20 protein-coding genes are annotated in these 17,684 nt (G+C 59.7%); 9 read left to right on the forward strand and 11 right to left on the reverse strand.

The window, feature by feature from the left end; all coding sequences use genetic code 11:
- The first annotated feature begins 28 nt into the window (after window positions 1-28).
- Window positions 29-961 carry a ribonuclease HIII gene (gene rnhC / locus G5S37_RS00920; RefSeq protein ID WP_165199823.1) on the forward strand — a complete coding sequence of 311 codons (933 nt, stop codon included), beginning with the start codon at window positions 29-31 and terminating at the stop codon, window positions 959-961.
- 113 nt (window positions 962-1,074) lie between these two features.
- Window positions 1,075-1,431 carry an HU family DNA-binding protein gene (locus G5S37_RS00925; protein WP_165199825.1) on the forward strand — a complete coding sequence of 119 codons (357 nt, stop codon included), beginning with the start codon at window positions 1,075-1,077 and terminating at the stop codon, window positions 1,429-1,431.
- A 9-nt stretch (window positions 1,432-1,440) separates the two neighbouring features.
- Here G5S37_RS00925 and G5S37_RS00930 read toward each other — a convergent pair whose 3' ends face one another.
- A complete protein-coding gene (locus G5S37_RS00930; protein WP_165199827.1) occupies window positions 1,441-2,046 on the reverse strand; it encodes a methyltransferase domain-containing protein in 606 nt (201 codons plus the stop codon).
- Window positions 2,047-2,122: 76 nt separating this feature from the next.
- Between G5S37_RS00930 and G5S37_RS00935 the strand changes: the two genes are divergently transcribed.
- Genes G5S37_RS00935 through G5S37_RS00945 form a run of 3 tightly spaced genes read left to right on the forward strand, consistent with a single transcriptional unit; the run spans window position 2,123 to window position 3,444 of the window.
- Window positions 2,123-2,344 carry a YgdI/YgdR family lipoprotein gene (locus G5S37_RS00935; protein WP_165199829.1) on the forward strand — a complete coding sequence of 74 codons (222 nt, stop codon included), beginning with the start codon at window positions 2,123-2,125 and terminating at the stop codon, window positions 2,342-2,344.
- Window positions 2,345-2,354: 10 nt separating this feature from the next.
- The gene (locus G5S37_RS00940) at window positions 2,355-2,981 is read left to right on the forward strand and encodes a Maf family protein (RefSeq protein WP_165199831.1); all 627 of its coding nucleotides are present in this window, start codon (window positions 2,355-2,357) and stop codon (window positions 2,979-2,981) included.
- Between the two features lie 40 nt (window positions 2,982-3,021).
- Window positions 3,022-3,444: a hypothetical protein gene (locus G5S37_RS00945; RefSeq protein WP_165199833.1), complete on the forward strand. Its 423-nt coding sequence runs from the start codon at window positions 3,022-3,024 to the stop codon at window positions 3,442-3,444.
- A gap of 8 nt (window positions 3,445-3,452) precedes the next feature.
- Here G5S37_RS00945 and G5S37_RS00950 read toward each other — a convergent pair whose 3' ends face one another.
- A complete protein-coding gene (locus G5S37_RS00950) occupies window positions 3,453-5,363 on the reverse strand; it encodes a monovalent cation:proton antiporter-2 (CPA2) family protein (protein WP_165199835.1) in 1,911 nt (636 codons plus the stop codon).
- A 24-nt stretch (window positions 5,364-5,387) separates the two neighbouring features.
- Complete coding sequence (locus G5S37_RS00955) at window positions 5,388-5,972, reverse strand: NAD(P)H-dependent oxidoreductase (protein ID WP_165199837.1); 585 nt, start codon at window positions 5,970-5,972, stop codon at window positions 5,388-5,390.
- 118 nt (window positions 5,973-6,090) lie between these two features.
- On the opposite strand from G5S37_RS00955, the gene G5S37_RS00960 reads away from it, so the two are divergent.
- Window positions 6,091-6,885: a dienelactone hydrolase family protein gene (locus tag G5S37_RS00960; protein WP_165199839.1), complete on the forward strand. Its 795-nt coding sequence runs from the start codon at window positions 6,091-6,093 to the stop codon at window positions 6,883-6,885.
- 12 nt (window positions 6,886-6,897) lie between these two features.
- Here the strand turns inward: G5S37_RS00960 and G5S37_RS00965 are convergent, their stop codons facing one another.
- The 6 genes from G5S37_RS00965 to G5S37_RS00990 form a co-directional block, all read right to left on the reverse strand.
- A complete protein-coding gene (locus G5S37_RS00965) occupies window positions 6,898-7,371 on the reverse strand; it encodes a hypothetical protein (protein ID WP_165199841.1) in 474 nt (157 codons plus the stop codon).
- Between the two features lie 91 nt (window positions 7,372-7,462).
- Window positions 7,463-8,017, reverse strand: coding sequence for a hypothetical protein (locus tag G5S37_RS00970; RefSeq protein WP_165199843.1), 555 nt, complete (start codon window positions 8,015-8,017; stop codon window positions 7,463-7,465).
- Between the two features lie 120 nt (window positions 8,018-8,137).
- A complete protein-coding gene (locus tag G5S37_RS00975; RefSeq protein WP_165199845.1) occupies window positions 8,138-8,500 on the reverse strand; it encodes a hypothetical protein in 363 nt (120 codons plus the stop codon).
- 66 nt (window positions 8,501-8,566) lie between these two features.
- Window positions 8,567-9,304 (reverse strand): hypothetical protein, encoded by a 738-nt coding sequence (locus G5S37_RS00980; RefSeq protein WP_165199847.1) that lies wholly within the window; start codon window positions 9,302-9,304, stop codon window positions 8,567-8,569.
- Window positions 9,305-9,478: 174 nt separating this feature from the next.
- Entirely contained in the window at window positions 9,479-10,168 is a 690-nt protein-coding gene (locus G5S37_RS00985; RefSeq protein WP_343229906.1) for an ATP-dependent Clp protease proteolytic subunit, read from the reverse strand.
- A gap of 43 nt (window positions 10,169-10,211) precedes the next feature.
- A complete protein-coding gene (locus G5S37_RS00990; RefSeq protein ID WP_165199849.1) occupies window positions 10,212-10,646 on the reverse strand; it encodes a hypothetical protein in 435 nt (144 codons plus the stop codon).
- Between the two features lie 56 nt (window positions 10,647-10,702).
- Here G5S37_RS00990 and G5S37_RS00995 point away from each other — a divergent pair, with 56 nt between their 5' ends.
- Together G5S37_RS00995 and G5S37_RS01000 are read left to right on the forward strand one after the other, a co-directional pair.
- Complete coding sequence (locus G5S37_RS00995) at window positions 10,703-11,308, forward strand: non-canonical purine NTP pyrophosphatase (protein ID WP_165199851.1); 606 nt, start codon at window positions 10,703-10,705, stop codon at window positions 11,306-11,308.
- A 483-nt stretch (window positions 11,309-11,791) separates the two neighbouring features.
- Window positions 11,792-12,901 (forward strand): HD domain-containing protein, encoded by a 1,110-nt coding sequence (locus G5S37_RS01000; RefSeq protein ID WP_165199853.1) that lies wholly within the window; start codon window positions 11,792-11,794, stop codon window positions 12,899-12,901.
- A gap of 37 nt (window positions 12,902-12,938) precedes the next feature.
- Here G5S37_RS01000 and G5S37_RS01005 read toward each other — a convergent pair whose 3' ends face one another.
- Window positions 12,939-14,156, reverse strand: coding sequence for a PQQ-dependent sugar dehydrogenase (locus G5S37_RS01005; protein ID WP_240914772.1), 1,218 nt, complete (start codon window positions 14,154-14,156; stop codon window positions 12,939-12,941).
- Window positions 14,157-14,582: 426 nt separating this feature from the next.
- Window positions 14,583-15,482, reverse strand: coding sequence for a TIM barrel protein (locus tag G5S37_RS01010; protein WP_165199855.1), 900 nt, complete (start codon window positions 15,480-15,482; stop codon window positions 14,583-14,585).
- A gap of 135 nt (window positions 15,483-15,617) precedes the next feature.
- Here G5S37_RS01010 and G5S37_RS01015 point away from each other — a divergent pair, with 135 nt between their 5' ends.
- Window positions 15,618-17,666 (forward strand): ABC transporter substrate-binding protein, encoded by a 2,049-nt coding sequence (locus G5S37_RS01015; RefSeq protein WP_165199857.1) that lies wholly within the window; start codon window positions 15,618-15,620, stop codon window positions 17,664-17,666.
- Window positions 17,667-17,684: the final 18 nt, after the last annotated feature.

The raw sequence follows: 17,684 nt of genomic DNA on the forward strand, positions 1-17,684 counted from the left end.
CCTTCAGCTTGCAAGCGCCAACCTCCTCATGCCAGCACCCGCACTCACCACCTATACCAAGGTCATCACCGAATTGCAGGCCGCGAAACTTCGCTCCATTTTGGAGGACAAGGGCTGGCTGTTCGAAGCCAAGCCCTACACCCTCTACGCAGCGGCCGGTCCCAAAGTGAATGTCGCGGTGTATGAAAAAGGTCCCAAGGTGGTGCTGCAGGGGAAGGGGATTGAGGACTTCATCAAGTTCACCCTTGAGCCTGAAGTGCTGGGTACCGCGGAACTGGGCTATGAGGAAGTGACCAATCCCGCCATGTTCACCCCTCACATCGGGGTGGATGAGAGCGGAAAGGGTGACTTCTTTGGCCCGCTGGTCGTTGCTGGTGCCTATGTGGATCCAGACATGGCCCGTACCCTGCGCGACCTCGGCGCGGTGGACAGCAAACGCATCGGCTCAGATGCGCGCATCTATGAACTGGCGCGGGACATGCGGAAGGCGCAGGTGATCCACGAGACGATCGTGATCAGTCCGCAGCGTTACAATGAGCTGTACGCCAAATTTGGAAACCTCAACAAGCTCCTCGCCTGGGGGCATGCCAAGGTGATCGAGAACATGCTTGAGCGCGTGCCCGATTGCCCACGCGCTCTGTCTGACCAGTTTGCCAATCCTCGCGTGCTCCAACAGGCGCTTCAAGAAAAGGGGCGCAGCATCATTTTGGAACAGCGTACCAAGGCCGAAAGTGACCCTGCCGTGGCGGCCGCTTCCATCTTCGCACGGGAGAAATTCGTGCAATGGCTCGACCAAAACGGGCCTAAAGCGGGATTCATTCTTGGAAAGGGCGTTTCGGCCACGGTAAAAGCCACGGCGGTGAAAATTGTGCAAAAGCTTGGAAACGAAGGGCTTGCGAAGTTTGCAAAAATGCACTTCAAAACCGCACAAGAGGTATCTGCCGCATCCTCAAGCACATAGAGATAACTTTAGACGATCTTTTTGTACACGGGGCGCGTTGTTTGCTACATTGAGGTGCATTATTCGGTTGGGAAATAGTCCCTTAGCGGCAACCTCATCCTCCCTCTCATCTCATGGCTACGATCACGAAGCGCGACCTCGTTGTCGAATTGAGCAACCGGACAGGCCTGACGCAAAATCAGGTTTTTGACATGCTTCAGCATGTTCTGGATCTCATCACCGAGGAACTCTCGAAGGGGAATGAAGTGACCTTGCGTCGCTTCGGCACGTTTGAAGTGCGCGTGGCGAAACCGAAAATTGGGCGAAATCCCAACAAGCCCGGTTCCGAGATGCAGATCCCGCCGCGCTCCGTGGTGCGCTTCAAGCCGGGTAATGAAATGAAGGCTCAAGTCGCCTCCGTGCTCCCCAAGCTGGTGAGCCACGACGGCGACGGCGACGGCTCGGCTCCTCCGACCGCTGCAGCACTCTAGCACTGGTCTCTAGTCTCGTGCTGAGGCCGAGTGCCCGGAGCCTGCGGTATTCCCCGCAGTAGCCACATAGACGAACGCTGGAGGGAGATTCCCCCACACGGTGGACGTCGTCGTGAGCTGATAGCAACGGCTTGCCAGCAAGTCGCGGAAATGCCTGCCCTTGGGCAGGAGGTGGAAGCCCGTGTAGGCAAAGGTGACAAAGATGCCACCCGGCCTGAGGTGCGGCATGACATGATCGAGAATGGCTGTCTGCAGACTCTCTGGGAAGGCCGTCCAGGGCAGGCCGCTCACGATGGCGTCCACCGTAGTTCCTTCGCCGGGCCAGTGATTGAAGTCGAACTCCTGGGCTGGTACCGCCTCAAAGCGCAGCTTGGGAAAGCGCGTTCCCAAGCGCGTCACGAACGTTTCATTGAGCTCCAGCCCCAGATATTCGCTGTCCTCAGGCAAAGCAGCTGCCACGGCCTCCGTGAGTGCGCCCGTGCCAGGGCCGAGTTCCAGGACTCTCTTGGCGTCATGAATTTTGGCCGCTTCCGCGATGCGGCGCGCCAAAGCTGGAGAGGAAGGCGCGACAGCCCCCGTAGTCTCCCAGTTGCGTACAAATTCTTTCAAAAACATCCATGACATTGATGTGACGCTATCCGCGGTTGCGGGTGCGCGCGAACAGTTTTATGGGAGCGATTCGGGATACGATATGATTCAACGTTTTTGCTTTGCCCTGGCCGCGCTGGCAATGCTGGCCTGCACCAGCTGCAGCTCTTCGCACTACAAAATCACGCTGCGCGACGGACGTGAATTCATGACCGCGAGCAAGCCCGAGTACAACTCGAAGACGGGGTACTACAAGTTCCGCGCGCTCAATGACAAGGATGCGCTCATTCGCTCGGACGAGATCCTCATGATGAATGAGCTCTAAGGACAGAGATATGAGCACGGAGCACGAAGGAAACGGCAGTGGAAATTTGAAACACGGAGCGACCTCCTTGCCACTAGTGCTGGCCTCGGCCTCACCCCGTCGCGTGGAACTCATGCAGGAGGCGGGTTACACCTTCGAAGTGCTCGTTCCCCAAGTGGAAGAGGCCCATGATGAGTCCCTCACCTGCGAAGCGCTGACGATCGAGAACGCCCGGCTGAAGGCCATGGCCATCGCAACCCAGCGCCCGGACGCCGTGATCGTGGCTGCGGACACCCTGGTCTATCTCGATGACAAGCCCATCGGCAAGCCGGCCGATCTGGAAGACGCCGCCGGAATGCTGCGTCGCTTGAGCGGCCGCATCCACAAGGTGTGCACGGGGGTCGCGCTCGTGAGTCGTGGCGGGGCGGAAGAGAAGACCTTCCCCGTCATCAGCGAAGTCACCTTCAAGCCCCTCACGGAAGAAGTGATTCGCGATTACCATTCCCGCATCCAACCTCTCGACAAGGCCGGCGCCTATGCCGTGCAGGACGAGAGCGCGATGATCATCGAACGCGTGGAAGGCTCATGGTCCAATGTGAAGGGCCTGCCGATGGAGCGGTTGAATGAGGAACTGAGTCGGTTTTTGAGTGTGAGCTGAGCTGGGTAGCTTGAGAACTTGAAGTTCCTGCCTCCTCACGATGAAAAAGATCTACATCTTGGAGCCGGAGGTGCCTGGAGGACTTGGGCCACGCACTCAAATGGACCGTAGTGTTCATCCACCGAGGGTTGAGCTCTTGCATTTCATTTTCGATGGCTGGCTTGGCGACCAACTCGTCGAGAGCTTCCCCTGTTATTTGATCACGCCGGGCCTGGCCGAATTGCTTGCCGCTGCTGGAGTGACTGGATTCGAACTGGCAGAGGCTGAAATCGAGACGAGTGAGCAGTTTAGAGAACTGTATCCAGAACGCGTGCTCCCCCCTTTCAAATGGCTTCAAATCGTGGGCACACCTGCCAAAAGCGACATCTACCTTACCTCGGACAATCGCTTGGCCGGTTCTCAAAAGACACTGGATGTGGTCTTGGCTACGAATCCAAAGGGTTTTGAATTTCGCGAAGCATAGAGCGCTGCTTAGGAGTTTGGTGCGGAGTCCTCCTCCCCCAGCGCCTCCCTCCTCAGTGACTCCGTGTCCCACGCCTCATCCGTGGGACGTTCCCGCACCTCCGCATCCACCGCGAAGAGCTTCTCCATTTCCGCGATCTGGTCGCGTGCGGCATTCACATATTCATCGCCGTCCTTGTGTTCGAACCACACCTCGGCCATGCAACGAATGTTGCCCTCATCAAAATCACGGAACTTCTTCGCAGCATGGTGGGCCTCATGTGCGGGGATGCCCAGGAGGCGCAGTGCCTCGGTGCCGAGGTCCAGCGAACTGCCCAAGGTCTCGCGGTAAATGTAGTGCGCGCCGCGACGTACCATCTCATACGCGTGAAGGCGCCCCGAAGCCCGCGCGAGGATCGTGAGGTGCGGGAACTGATGCTTCACGGTCTCAATGATCTTCAGGCTCTTTTCTTCGTCATCAATGGCGAGGATGAAGAGCTTGGCCTTCGCAGCACCGGCACTGTGCAGCAGGTCCAGGCGACTGGCATCGCCGTAGAAGAGCTTCATGCCCATACGGCGCAGAAAGTCCACCTGCTCCGAATCCAGGTCCAGGACGGTGGATTCGATGCCATTCACCGCAAGAAGGCGGCCCACGATGTGGCCAAACCTGCCATAGCCTGCGATGAGCACCGGGTTGTCAGTCTCGGGAATCGCATCCGCCTCACGTTCGTTCTCGCGCTTCTGCAGGCGTGGATGCAGCAACTTCTCGTAAATCAAAAGCAGGATGGGTGTGACTGCCATGCTGAGTGCCACCACGGCGGTGAGCTTGTTAGCGAGCGCACCGGGAAGCGCGCCACCTGACTGCGCGACGGAGAAAAGCACAAAGCAGAATTCGCCACCCTGCGAGAGCGCACAGGCCATGAGCAGGCTTTCTGGAAGACACAGCCCACTGAAACGCGCCACGAGGAAAAGCACGATTCCCTTCAGCAGGACCATGCCGGCAATCCACAGCGCAATCTCACCTGGTTGCGATGCGACAAGCGCGAAGTCGATGCTCGCGCCCACAGCGATGAAGAAGATGCCCAGCAGCAGTCCTTTGAACGGCTCAAGGTCGGACTCCAGTTCATGGCGGAATTCACTTTCTGCCAGCACCACGCCCGCGAGGAAGGTGCCCAGAGCCGCGCTGAGTCCCACGGCCTGCATCAGCAATGCCGTGCCCACCACCAGAAGCAGCGCGGTGGCCGTGAACATTTCCCGCAACTGCGTCTTCGCGATGTAGCGGAAGATGGGACGGATGAGATAACGCCCCCCTCCGACAATCAGTGCCACCGCTCCAAACGTCAGCAGGGCCTGTTGCCATCCCGGGAGATTCTCAGCGAACCCATGGCCGTGCGCGTGTTCGGCCTCAGGCTTGGCCGCATGACTGGAAAGCAGTGGCAGCACCGCAAGCAACGGAATGACCGCGAGATCCTGGAAGAGCAGGATGGCGAAGCTGGACTGCCCCGCGTTGGTCTTCATGAGCCCCTTCTCTGCCAGGCTCTGCAGCGCGATGGCGGTGGAGGACATCGCCAGGATGAGGCCGGCGGCGATGGCCTGTTTGCCGGGATACTGCATGGCCCATCCTGCGAGAGCGATCACAGCACCAGTACCCAGCACCTGCGCGCCTCCCATGCCAAGCACGGGGCCACGCAGACGCCACAGCAACTTTGGTTGCAACTCCAGACCCACGAGGAAGAGCATCATCACCACGCCGAACTCGGCGAAGTGCATCACGTCCTGCCCTTCCTTCCCAATGAAACCCATGGCGAAGGGGCCAATCAAGGCGCCGGCAATCAGGTAGCCGAGCACCGAGCCCATGCCCAGACGCTTGGCCACGGGCACGGACACCACAGCGGCTAGCAGGTAGATGAAAGCTTGGGCGAGGAAGGACTCGAGATGCATGGTCGCTTGGCGGGTGGCTACAGCTTACAGCTCAAGGTTTAAGGTGTCTGCTCCCAGCAGATCCGCGGCGGTCAGTTGGCCATCACGCAGCTTCTGCAGGAGTAACCGATATTGTCGCGCATGCTCGTGCAATTCCAGATCACTGATGCGAAACGAGCTGTGCACCACGAGTGGTGGCAGGAAAGTCATGCCGCACAGCATGGCCGTCTGCTCCAGCGGAGCGAGAAGCTGGCGGATGGTGTAGCGATTCTGCCCCGCGCAGCAATACGTCTCAGCGCTGCCGCCGGTGCTCATCACATGCATCCACCATTTGTCACACAAGGCGGTACCGCCTTGTCCGTAAGCCCAGCCATGTTCGAGCACCAGGTCCTCCCACTGCTTCAGTATCGCAGGCGTGGAGTACCAGTAGAAGGGATGCTGGCAGATGATGATGTCATGCTGCGCGAGGAGTTCCTGTTCCCGTGGCACGTTGATGTAGAAGTCGGGATACGCCTCGTAGAGATCGTGGAAGGTCACGCCCTCCATATCACGCACGGCATCCGCCAGCGCCCGCTGGATGCGCGAGCGGCGCAGGCGCGGGTGTGCGAAGAGGACGAGGATGCGTTTCATGATGCTGAAGGGACGGGTTACGCGGACGTTTGATGCGTCCAAAACACCGGTGGTGGCCGATCTTCTTGGGCGTTCTTGTCTCTTGTCAAAGACAAGGCCAATGAGCAAGCTCTGAACCATGAAAACTCGCCACTTCCTCTTCGGGTGCGCCCTTACCGCTGCCCTGTCCGTTTCTGGTATGATGAAAGCCCAAGCGGAGATCAAGGAGGGACCGGTGGAATACAAGGCTGGCGATGTCGTCTGTGAAGGCTGGCAGGCCTATGACACGGAGAAGGAGGGCAAGCGCCCGGCCGTGCTCGTCATCCACCAGTGGACTGGCGTGAGTGATTACGAAAAGATGCGCGCCCGCATGCTGGCGGAACTGGGATACAACGTCTTGGTGGCGGACATCTATGGCAAGGGCGTGCGTCCGCAGAAGCCGGATGCGGCCAAGGAGGCTGGCAAGTACAAGCAGGACCGCGCGCTCTACCGTGAACGCATCAGCGCCGCGCTCGATGTGCTCTTCAAGGATCCCCGCACGGATGACACGCGCGTGGCGGCCATGGGTTACTGCTTCGGCGGCACTGGCGCGCTGGAGGCTGCCCGCAGCGGCGCTGCCCTGAAAGGTGTCGTGAGTTTCCATGGCAATCTCAACACCCCGACTCCGGATGATGCGAAGAACATCAAGGGCCAGGTGCTCGTGCTGCACGGCGCGGATGATCCCGTGGTGCCTCCGGCGGAAGTGGAAGGCTTCGAAAAGGAGATGAAGGGCCACAGCGTGAAATACTGGTTCGTCTCCTATCCCGGAGCGGTGCACAGCTTCACCCAAAAGGGTGCCGGCAACGACAACTCCAAGGGCTCCGCGTACAATGCGGATGCGGATGAGAAGTCGTGGAAGGAGATGAAGGACTTCCTCGAGAAGATCCTGAAGTAGCCAATTGTCACGTCAACCCACCGTGGGCGGCGGTGGCGGTGGCGGCTGCATGGGTGGTGGCAGTGTCTTCCATCCATGCGAGAGAAAATACAACCGCGTGGGTGTCTGACACCAAAAGATCAGCAGGACGACGGAAGGTACCAGGCAGCAGGGTAGCCCAAGAATCAGCACTGCCAGTCCCACGCCCCAGCTGGACGGCTTGGCTTGAATAAAAGCACAGGCGAGCATGAAAATGCCGACCGCTAACAAGAAAACTACGACCCCCCAGTCACTCTCGTCCACTGGCTCCGTGTCGCCCTCCGGTCTCAGTCCCAGTTTGTAGTCCCAGCCCGTCACTTTGATTAGACCAAACAGGGCCATGAAAAGGGCGAAGGCGGCGCAAAATCCGGTGAAAATCCTGAAGGCGGTGACGACCCCTGGAGTCCCGTAGGACAGAGGTTGCGGTGGGGCAGGCTGCATCGGCGGCGGCCAGGAGGACGGTTGCATGCGCGACTATGAATCACGTCGTTCGCCCGCAACAATAGAAAATGCCTCAAGGAAGGGCGGTGGCCCCATGTTCAATGACATGCGGCATGCTCTATTTTCCTTTTTCCTTGAAGGCTCCCGATTCCCAGTCCTTCTCCGAGATTTTATCGTCGAATGGGTAGGGAAGCTTGGCCCCATCGACGAGCCAGCCCCGGTAGCGCGTCAAAGGCTCCTTGCTCGCGAAGTCGGTGATGGATTCACCATCGCGCTTCAACTCGTCGCCACTCAGGTAGTAGTTACCCCGTTCTATCCGGGCGTAGCTGGCGACCTTGTCCTTGGTGTCCAGGATCAAGATGAAACAGTGGCCTCTTGCAGGCGGATATTCCGAGCCCTTGGCTGATGATCGCAGGAAGAACGCCGTGGCCAGCACATAGCGTTTCCCAAATCGCTCGAGTGAGCCCAGGTAATCGACTGTCTTGAGATGGTAGGAGTATTCCTTTCCATCTTGGACGCTCTTGTGGGAGGTGAGTTCGTCGATCTCTGACTTCTCAAGCGCTGCTACGATACGGGAAAGCACGCGGGGTTCGTCGAGCATGGTGCCGGCATCCTCAGCGTGGAGAGGTAGGAGCGGCAGGAGCAGCAGCAAAACAGTGAGGCGGAGGTGCATGGATTCGGTGAGTCATGCCGGCACCGGGTTCCGTTCACACTTTCCTCAATGTCACGGCGAAAAAACGCCCGCGCTTAGCACGGGCATTCAAGAGCCGGATTCCGGGGAGACTAGACCTGGTTAGATCAGCTTTCTTGAATTCCTCAGCCCATCCGCCGTCACCACGCTGCTGCGTGAGGCGACGAGGAATTCCGCATAATTCTGCCACTGCATCGGGCGCAAGGCAGCCATGCCGAAGGAGCGCTGGGTGTGGGTGTTGTCCGCGATGTCCCAGCCGAATTCGGTGTTCCGGTTGCGGTAGGCCATGCGGTGAATCCAGGCGCCACGCTCGTCCTTGCGCCACACAGCGGGGTCGTTGCCAGGAATGACCTGGGCGCCCTGCCATACGCGCTCGACGATGTCGCGCTCGTAGCTTCGTTCCAATGCATTGCTCGGAGGGGTTTCGAGCTGGGAGGTCATGAGAAAAAGGGAACGGTGGGACATGGCGGGAACAGAAACAGCATAGGTCGTGCCGATCTGCCCCCGCAGATTTTGTGCAGGGGTTGATGGTCAGGCGAGATTCCAGAACTTCTCCCAATCCGGGGGCGTTTCCGGCGTCTCGATGCCGTGTTCAATGCGGCCTTCATTCTCTGGGAGGAAGACCGTGCTGGTGCCATACACCATGATGAGATCCTGGGAGCTGGCGCTGCGGATGGCATGGGCCACACCGGCAGGAATGACCACGCCCACGTTGTTTTCGCCGCGCAGGTCATCGCCTTCGATGATGAAGCGCATCTTCTTGCGCGGCATGCCGGCGCGTTCGTCGATGAGGAACATCTCGCAGATGCCCTGGATGAAGAACATCACATCCCACTGCTCCTTGTCATAGGGACGCAGCGAGTAGTTCAGCGGGTCCTGCACGAAGAGCCTCTGGAACCAGGCCTCCGGCGTGGTGCCCTCCGGGATAAAGGGGGGGTGGATGTGAAAGCCCTTGCTGGTACCCGCAGACATCTTGGCCGTGGCCCATTGCTTGGGCCAGAGTTCGATGTCACCTACACGGCCCTGCCCCTCACGGGCGAACTCGCTGAAGTAGCCACGGTAGCGCTGATGGAAGACCCTGCGGTGAAAGACTTCCACCCCAGGGATGCCCACTTCCGGCGGAATGCCGCCCACGAGTTCCTTCGCTTCCACGCGTCCGGTTTGCTGCAGGCGCTCGCCGAGAGAGCCGCCGGAGTAGTCACGCGTTTGCAGGGCGGCGCGGGCGATGCTGCTGAGGCCGCGCCAGAGGTCTTGGGGAGTGTCTGCCATGAGTGTGGGTGAAATGAGGAGGTCGGTGGGATGGATACTTTCCGTGGCGATCCCGGGGCCTGCAAGCCCGTGTTTATGTGAATCTGGATACGGTCGGAACGCCCATGAAAAAGGCAGGATGCATGCACATCCTGCCTTTTGAGATTTGGTTTCCGGGCGCTGCCCGTGGGCGACTTAGGCCGTGGGAGGATTTTCCTTCACCAGCTCCAGGGAGGCGGGGGTGAAGTCCTTCTTGTTATCGAGAACCTTGTCCACGAGGCCGTAGGCGGCAGCTTCCTCGCCGGTCATGTAGTTGTCGCGGTCGGCATCACGATCCACCTGCTCCACCGGCTTGCCGGTGTGCTTGGAGAGGATCAGGTTGAGCCGCTTCTTGAGACGGTACATGAACTCGACGGTGCGCTCCACGTCGCTGGCGGTACCCTGGGCGCCGCCGCTCACCTGGTGAATCATCACGTGGGAGTTCGGCAGGGCGTAGCGTTTGCCCTTGGTACCTGCGGTGAGGAGCACCGCGCCCATGCTGGCGGCGATGCCCATGCAGTACGTGTTCACGTCACAGGTCACGAACTGCATCGTGTCATAGATCGCGAGGCCGGCCGTCACGGAGCCGCCGGGGGAATTGATGTACAGGTTGATGTCCTTCTTCGGGTCCTGCATCTGCAGGAAAAGAAGCTGGGCGATCACGATGTTGGCCACCTGGTCATCGATCGGCGTGCCGATGAAGATGATCCGGTCCTTGAGGAGGCGCGAGTAGATGTCGTACGAGCGCTCCACACGGCCCTCGTTTTCAACCACCATCGGGATGACGTAGTTGTTCGGGGTGCGGCTCATCTGGGGAAGCTGGGGAAAGGGACTGGATAGGGACATAGGGGAAATGAAGTGCGGGGTGTCGGATTGTCCAGAGGGATCGTTACTCTTTCCCGTAATACGCTTTTACTTCAGGTTTCAGCCAGAAAATTAAGAGAGGGACGCACGCCACCACCGCGCAGCTGGACAGGCCGAGGCAGATGATGACAAGGCTGTAGACCCACGACCAGGGACGGGGCGCTGAAACCAGGGGAGGAACGTGCGCCACCGCAAAGATCACCCCCATGGCCAGCAAGATGGAGCCCAGTACAACCGCTTCCCCCCGCGTCATATCCAGATCCTCCGGAGACATCAAAAAGAAAACGAGGGAGAGTGCGGCGATCCCAAGGGAATAGGCCACCATGAACCAGCCGTATACCCTGAACCACAGCACAACGCGCGGAAATACAGTCGTTCTCGCAGGCATCATAGGCGCGCATGTTTCTCCACGGGTCTCAATCCGGCAAGCAAAGAACGTGGCCTGCAATTTCAGGATCATAGCGTGCGATTCACGCACCGCTTTCTTTTCGCAAATCCCCCTGCTAGTGGTGCCGGGTGAAACAGCTCCTCATCTCCACCGGCAACCGCCACAAGACTGAAGAAATCCGCTCCATGCTGGGCGAAGGCTGGACGGTCACCGATCTCACTGCGTACCCCGAAATCGCGCCCGCGGAGGAGACGGGTGATACCTTCGATGCCAATGCGAGGCTCAAGGCCCTGCACCTCAGCGAGGCTCTGCCGGATCTGCTGGTGCTCTCCGACGACTCCGGACTTGAGGTTGATGCGCTTGGCGGTGCGCCCGGAGTCATCTCTGCGCGCTATGCGGGAGTCGGTGCCACGGATGCGGACAATCGCGAAAAGCTGAAGCAGGCCCTGCGTGAGAGGATGGTGACAGGTGAAGGACCGCCCTTCACCGGGCGCTTCCGCTGCTGCATGGTGCTCGCTAGCGGTGGAAAAGAATTGGGCATCTTCAATGGCGCCGTGGAAGGCACGCTTCTACTGGAAGAGGAAGGAGAGGGGGGCTTCGGTTACGATTCGCTCTTTGTGCCGGAAGGACATGTGCAGAGTTTTGGCGTGCTGCCTTCTGAAGTGAAAAATGGCCTCAGTCACCGGGCACGCGCGCTGGCACAGGTGAAGGAGTGGCTGCAGAGCCATGATTGACATTGGCGAAATTGTTACCTGTTCCCGGAGGACGCAAGAACGTGAGGGTCATGATATAGAAACGGTGCCGAATGCCTTGGACTGCGCGCAGCCCTGCTGCCGCTTTCCTCAAGTGCAGCCTGCTGCACGCTACACTGCGACGAAGTCGCCAAGCCTTTTTAGACACGCCATCTCACGAGCGAGTGTCACCATCGCCACAGCAGGCTGTGGACTCTCAAAGCGGCAGCAGGGCTGCACGCAGTCCAAGGACGCTGCGCGTCACAGCATCTGGATCTATCGTGGACGTCGCCTTCTCGATAGATTCACTCGGTTCTCTTAACCTGGCGCTCGTGCGCAGAGCATGATGCTGCGCTCCTTCAGGGCCCGGCTGCAGATTCATGACGCCTTCACAAATACACGTCAGGCTAATTTACAGGCCTCAATAGTATAACGCGCCCTTGCCATCCCCGACAAAGTCCGCACTCTGTCAGTGCACTCGATTCCATGCCCGCGTCCTCCAACGATTTTGAATGGCTCACGCTCCGTCAACTCAAGGGCGTGGCCAGTGCCACCCCAGAGCCGTGGTGCATTCGTGTGCAGATTGAGAACCTGTCCGTGCGCGAGGCTTCGAACGGCAAGCCGTACTACGAACTGAAGCTTAATGACGGCACCGAGTCGCTCGTGTGGCGTGTGTTCGACAGCAGCCAGGCCTATCTTGAAGTGACCACCTGCAAACGCGGCGGATGGATCGAAGTCGCCGCGCACTGGGCGGATGGGAAGTTTGGCCTGGAGCCGCGCAATGCCTCCCTGCGCCCCCTCGCGGAGAATGAAATCCAGATGCTGCTGGCTGGCGATGATGAAACGCGTGACCGGCAGAAGCTGGACTACGAGACTATCACAAATCTGACCTCGCAGCTCGCGGACCCAAGGTTGCGGATGTTGTGCGGCATGTTCCTGCAGCAGCACGGCACCCGCTTCCAACGCGCGGCGGCTGCCCGTGACTATCACCACGCCCGACGCGGCGGCCTCGTGGAGCACGTGGCGCAGATGATGCGCACCGCAGTTCAGATCTGCGTCGCCTATCCCGCGCTCAATCGTGATCTCCTCGTTTCCGGCGTGCTCTTTCACGACTGCGGAAAGCTCTGGGAGAACAACTACTCCGAGGACGGCTTCACCATGCCGTACACGCTCACGGGCGAAATGATTGGCCACATCGCCATGGGTCTTGAAGTGGTGAACAAACTCTGGCGCACGGTCATGGATTCTCCCGAGTCCGCTTCATGGACCTTGCTGGAGCCGCCGAACGAGCTCGTGCGCCTGCACTTGCTGCATCTCATCGGCTCGCATCACGGTGAAATGCAGTTCGGTTCGCCAGTGCTGCCCAAGACACCGGAAGCCATCGCGCTGCACTACATCGACAATCTCGATGCGAAGATGGAAATGTTCCGCCGGGGTTATGAGACCAGCGCGGAACTAGCGGATGGCATCTATGAGCGGGTTCGACCGCTGCCGGCAAATCTCATCCGACCGCTGGCGAGTGTGCCGCCACCTGTGCCCGCTGCTTCTTCTGTGAAGGAGGAAAACGAAGAGGGCGACAGCACGATCGCGCGCTGACGCCCTCTCCAAGTTACATTCCCAATCTAGGCAGCGCTTACTTCGCCGCTTCCACACGCAGGATCTTGCCGCCCCAGTCGAGCACCAGGATTTCCTTGTTCTGATCTTCGCAGAAGGCGTTGGGCTTCATCAGGCCCTTGCCCTTGGTATCACGAGCAGCTTCGTAGATGAGGTCGTTGCTGATCACCTTCTTCGCTGCCTTGTCATACTTCAGCGCCCAGATGCGGCCAAAGCCCCAGTCGCCGTAGATGTAGGCGCCCTTCAGCGCGGGCACTTTCTCGCCACGGTACACAAAGCCACCGGTGATGCTGATACCATCCGAGTGTGCATATTCATGGATGGGGTCAATGGAGGTGAAGCCGGCTGGCGGAGCATCCGTGCGCAGCGGGAAGGGGCGCGCGCCTTCGCGGAAGCTCCAGCCGTAGTTGCCGCCCTTTTCGATCAGGTTGACCTCTTCCCACACGTCCTGGCCCACGTCCGCCAGCCAGAAGGTGCCTTCTTCATCAAAGGAGATGCCCCACGGATTGCGCAGGCCGTAGGCCCAGATTTCGTCGCGGGTGCCCTCCTTGCCCACGAAGGGATTGTCCTGTGGCACGGTGTAGCCGCGGCTGCCGCTGGGCTTGCTGGGGTCGATGCGCAGGACCTTGCCGAGCAGCATGAAAAGATTCTGCGCGGAGCGGGTCGCGTCGTCGCGCTTGCCGCCATCACCGAAGGACAGGTAGAGATAACCATCCGGGCCGAAGACCATGTTGCCGGAGTTGTGATTCCAGAAGGGCTGCGGCACTTCCAGGAGGATGCGCTCGGAAGCCATGTCCGCCTTGTTCGGGTCATCCTTGCTCACCTTGAACTCGCTGTACACACTGCGTTTGATGTCCTGCTGCGAGTAGGAGACGTAGAACTTGCCGGACTTCGCAAAGTCTGGAGCGAAGGCGAGACCGAGCAGACCCTCTTCGAACTTTGCCTGGTCATTGGCCTCCATCTTACGGTCGGTGAAATCCAGGAACACCTTCGCATCCGCGCTGGATTCATCCTTCGGCAGCACGAGGATCTTGCCGCGCTGCTGCACCAGGAAGAGACGATTCGAGCCATCCGGCGGGACCACCACACTGATGGGCCGCTCGACGGTCATCTGCACCTTTTCAAAGACGGGGGTGAGCTGGATCTTGGGGGCTTCGGCTGCAGCGCAAATCGTGGGCAATGCTACCGCGGCCAAGCCGAGCGCAAGCGAACAGAAATGAGAGCGGGAAATATACATGGGTTGGAGGCTACGCAGGACGGCGTGGAAATGCATCAAGGAAGTTTTGTCCAGAAAGGGACTGTGTATGAGGCAGTGCGAATGAGGGATCCGAAGTTGCAGCCTGAAGGGCTGCGGGAGCCGAGCCCAGGGTTATGGGAGCCTTAGCGACCGACACCCTGGGTGTGAATAGTAACGAGTGACCGCCCTGAAGGGGCGGAGGAGCGGGCTCTATTCACTTGGCAATGTGGTACGAACTTGGAACGTCCTCCTCCACCCCTTCAGGGTGGAAGCGTTTTGTGTTTCTGACCCAAGGTGTCGGTCGCTAAGGCTCCCTAACCTTGGGCTGGGCTCCTGCGCTCTTTCAGAGCACGGCTGCGTTTTGCGACATCCGCCGAAGCTACATCGACGTTGCTTTTCAAAGTTGTTCCAAAGTCCGTTCGTCAATCACCCCACATCACACAGCCCCACCGCCTCGCGCAGACCCACCATGGGATCAATCGTGGGGATGAACTCGTGCCCCACATAGCCGGTGTAGCCAATCTCGAGCAGCTTCTTCATGAGCGGCGGGTAATTGATCTCCTGGTCCTTGCCGATTTCGCAGCGTCCCGGATTTCCGGCCGTGTGAATGTGGCCGATGACGTCCTTGCACTGCTCGATGCGGCGCGTCACATCGCCGTGCATGATCTGCACATGGTAGATATCGAAGAGCAGCTTCATGTTCGGTGAGCCGACCTCGCGGATGATTTCCGCACAGTAGTCCACGTCATCGCCTTGGTAGCCGGGGTGGCCCTTCATCTCCGCGGAGTCGCGCGTGTTCAGGTGCTCCAGCAGCAGGACGACGTTCTTCTTCTCTGCTTCACCGATGATCTTCTTATAGGCCTCGATGCAATTCTTCTTCCCCTGTTCGCGGCTGATGGCGCTGCCGCCTTCGTTTGTGGTGTCTGCGAAACCGGTAAAGCTCAACACATTCGGGTTACCGTATTCAGCGCACTTGTCGATGCGTTCCTGGATGGCCTTGAAGTTCGCGTCCCAGAAGATGGGATTGTTCATGCCCTTGATGAAGCCGTGCGCACCCACGTAGGCACATTTCAGGTCAGCGGCCTTCAGCTTGTCCCACTCCTGGGGCGCTACGCCCTCCACGGACACGCAGCCGAGTTCCTTGGCCGCCTTGATGGTGTCTTCAATCTTCCACTTGGCGCCGCGGGCGAAGCACCAGTGAACAATGCTTTGCTTGATCTTCCCATTTTTCACCAAAGTTTCCGCCGCAGCGGGCTTGGGAGAGGAAAGCGCGGCAAGTCCGGTACTTGCGGCGAACCAGCGGAGGGCGGTGCGGCGGGAGGGCATGGCAGAAAAAGGGGTGGAAGTGATTTATAGTAGTCGGTGGATTTGCCGTGAATCAATCACGGACTGCCATCATTCCGTGGAGGGACTTGTCACAGGCAGTCACGCTCTCTAAGGTTCTGACAAACAAAGAACCCCATGCCCTGGAACCGGTGGATCATCTATGCCCTCCCGCTGGCGCTCGCGCTGCTGACCATCTGGTCCGCGGTGCAGGCGAGGGCGTCGCGTGCCATCAAAGGCACCGCGGAAATCGTCGTGGCTTCCAGTGAGAGCACGCGTCCTTCCCTGAATCCCTATCTGGCCACGGGGGAGGCGGGGCGCGAGATGCAGGCCCTGCTGCATGAGCCGCTGCTCAAGATGGATGCCCAGGGAGGCATCGCCACAGGGCTGATCCAGAGCTGGTCGTGGTCCCAGACCGTGTCCTTCTGGTTCGCGCAGGAGAAGTTTGCACAGCAGGCCGCGGAAGCGCTGCGCAAGGCCGACGCCGTACAAGGCTCACGCTGGCGTCTGGGACTGGTGGATGCGGTGGGCAATGAACTCCGCCTCATTTTCACCGAGCCCGAACCCAGCGCTGGCAAGCGGGTCATGGACAGCATCGCCAGCTTCGGACCGCTGCCGGTGGAAACCGTGCGTGTGGAACTGCAGGAGCCCGCCGAGCCACACCACACTTTCTTCATGCAGAACGCGGTCGAGCGCGATCAAATCAAGGACGTGTGGTTCGATGGGTCCAATGCCTACGAAGTGAAGGTCAGCGGCGAGGCACTGCGCCTCTTTGAGGAACTCAGCATCTATTACCAGAATCGCCCCGCATTGGGAGCCAAGGTGCGGCTCGTGAACAAACAACCCTTCCTCGCGCATCCCATGCTGGAGTTGCAGATTCGTGAGGGTGCGACGTTTCATGATGGGACACCGGTCACCTCCGCGGATGTGGCGCGCACGCTGCGTTTGCTTGCCGAGCAACCGTGGCCGGTGCCGGGGCGCGATGCCTTCCGTCGCATTCATTCCATGGACGCCAGCCAGCCAGCGGCCCTCCGCTTGGGTTTCCGGGAAACTTATGGCCCGTTCCCCGTGACACTCGTGGATGTGCCAGTGTTCCCCGCTGACTGGATTCAGAAACACGCGCGCGCCTTTGAGGAGGAGTCGCCATTTGAAAAGGATCCTCCACCGGCCACCGGCCTGTATAAGGTGGCCTCGAAGGCGGACACCGGCATTCAGCTCACGCGCCAACAGGCAAAGCCGGACGAGCCCCGTGGGCGGTTGCAGTTCGTCTTCGGACGTTCACCGGGAAACATCCGCACCGGGTTTGCCATGAATGCCGTGGATGTCTTCTGGCCTGCCACCGCCAGCACAGCCACGCTGGCGCGCGACCCGCAGTTGCGTATTCAAACCACAGCTCCACGGAACCGGCTCATGGTCCTGTGGAACTGTCGCCGCGCTCCGCTGGATCAATGGGAGGTCCGGCAGGCCCTGGGGTCCATGATTGACCGCGAAACCCTGGTGAAGGAACTGCTGCGTGGCGAGGGCAGCCTGCATGAAGGCATGTACCGTCCGGATTTGTGGTTCTCCCCAAGGCGTCCGGTGATACCGGCGGATCCGCTTCAGGCAAGGCAGACGCTTGAGGGCTTGGGCTGGTCCCCGGACCTACAGGGTCGTCTGGTAAAGGGCGGGGAAGTTTTTCGTCTTGAGCTGATGACAGTGTCGGGAAATGCGGAGCGCATGGCGCTGGCGCGGCGGCTGGCGCAGACCTGGAGCGAGCACGGTATAGAGGTAGTCATCACCGCAGTGTCTTGGGATGAAATGCTGCGTGATCGCCTGCCGCAGCATCGGTTCGATGCGGTACTGCTCGGCCTCGACTACGACATCACCTGGGATCAGTCCCCTTTCTGGCACAGCTCACAAGGACCTCACGGTCTGAACTATTCCGGCCTCGCCGATGCTCCGCTCGATGGCCTGCTGGACGCACTACGCATCGAAACGGATCTCGCTCGCGTTCCTGCGCTGGCGAGGCAGGTGGAGGATCGTCTGCTATCCCTGCATCCCTTCCTGCCGCTCTTTTCCGGCACGAATGTCATCGCCGTGCGGCGCAATGTGGTGGCCACTGACGCGGGGAAGTCCGCAGAGCTGCGGGATCTTTTGAATGCGCCTGTGGGGAATGTTTCGCAGAGCGGAGGTGGGGTTGAAAAATAGACACATGCGACGTCCGGG

The organism is Roseimicrobium sp. ORNL1, from assembly GCF_011044495.1.
Taxonomy (GTDB): domain Bacteria; phylum Verrucomicrobiota; class Verrucomicrobiia; order Verrucomicrobiales; family Verrucomicrobiaceae; genus Roseimicrobium.

What these genes read in the sequence shown, in the direction of transcription:
- G5S37_RS01015 (WP_165199857.1), top strand. Translation starts at nt 15,618, where the DNA reads ATGCCCTGGAACCGGTGGATCATCTATGCCCTCCCGCTGGCGCTCGCG.
- G5S37_RS00925 (WP_165199825.1), top strand. Translation starts at nt 1,075, where the DNA reads ATGGCTACGATCACGAAGCGCGACCTCGTTGTCGAATTGAGCAACCGG.
- G5S37_RS00950 (WP_165199835.1), bottom strand. Translation starts at nt 5,363, where the DNA reads ATGCATCTCGAGTCCTTCCTCGCCCAAGCTTTCATCTACCTGCTAGCC.
- rnhC (WP_165199823.1), top strand. Translation starts at nt 29, where the DNA reads ATGCCAGCACCCGCACTCACCACCTATACCAAGGTCATCACCGAATTG.
- G5S37_RS00955 (WP_165199837.1), bottom strand. Translation starts at nt 5,972, where the DNA reads ATGAAACGCATCCTCGTCCTCTTCGCACACCCGCGCCTGCGCCGCTCG.
- G5S37_RS00930 (WP_165199827.1), bottom strand. Translation starts at nt 2,046, where the DNA reads ATGTTTTTGAAAGAATTTGTACGCAACTGGGAGACTACGGGGGCTGTC.
- G5S37_RS01000 (WP_165199853.1), top strand. Translation starts at nt 11,792, where the DNA reads ATGCCCGCGTCCTCCAACGATTTTGAATGGCTCACGCTCCGTCAACTC.
- G5S37_RS00935 (WP_165199829.1), top strand. Translation starts at nt 2,123, where the DNA reads ATGATTCAACGTTTTTGCTTTGCCCTGGCCGCGCTGGCAATGCTGGCC.
- G5S37_RS00960 (WP_165199839.1), top strand. Translation starts at nt 6,091, where the DNA reads ATGAAAACTCGCCACTTCCTCTTCGGGTGCGCCCTTACCGCTGCCCTG.
- G5S37_RS01005 (WP_240914772.1), bottom strand. Translation starts at nt 14,156, where the DNA reads ATGTATATTTCCCGCTCTCATTTCTGTTCGCTTGCGCTCGGCTTGGCC.
- G5S37_RS00945 (WP_165199833.1), top strand. Translation starts at nt 3,022, where the DNA reads ATGAAAAAGATCTACATCTTGGAGCCGGAGGTGCCTGGAGGACTTGGG.
- G5S37_RS01010 (WP_165199855.1), bottom strand. Translation starts at nt 15,482, where the DNA reads ATGCCCTCCCGCCGCACCGCCCTCCGCTGGTTCGCCGCAAGTACCGGA.
- G5S37_RS00990 (WP_165199849.1), bottom strand. Translation starts at nt 10,646, where the DNA reads ATGATCCTGAAATTGCAGGCCACGTTCTTTGCTTGCCGGATTGAGACC.
- G5S37_RS00980 (WP_165199847.1), bottom strand. Translation starts at nt 9,304, where the DNA reads ATGGCAGACACTCCCCAAGACCTCTGGCGCGGCCTCAGCAGCATCGCC.
- G5S37_RS00975 (WP_165199845.1), bottom strand. Translation starts at nt 8,500, where the DNA reads ATGTCCCACCGTTCCCTTTTTCTCATGACCTCCCAGCTCGAAACCCCT.
- G5S37_RS00985 (WP_343229906.1), bottom strand. Translation starts at nt 10,168, where the DNA reads ATGTCCCTATCCAGTCCCTTTCCCCAGCTTCCCCAGATGAGCCGCACC.
- G5S37_RS00940 (WP_165199831.1), top strand. Translation starts at nt 2,355, where the DNA reads ATGAGCACGGAGCACGAAGGAAACGGCAGTGGAAATTTGAAACACGGA.
- G5S37_RS00970 (WP_165199843.1), bottom strand. Translation starts at nt 8,017, where the DNA reads ATGCACCTCCGCCTCACTGTTTTGCTGCTGCTCCTGCCGCTCCTACCT.
- G5S37_RS00965 (WP_165199841.1), bottom strand. Translation starts at nt 7,371, where the DNA reads ATGCAACCGTCCTCCTGGCCGCCGCCGATGCAGCCTGCCCCACCGCAA.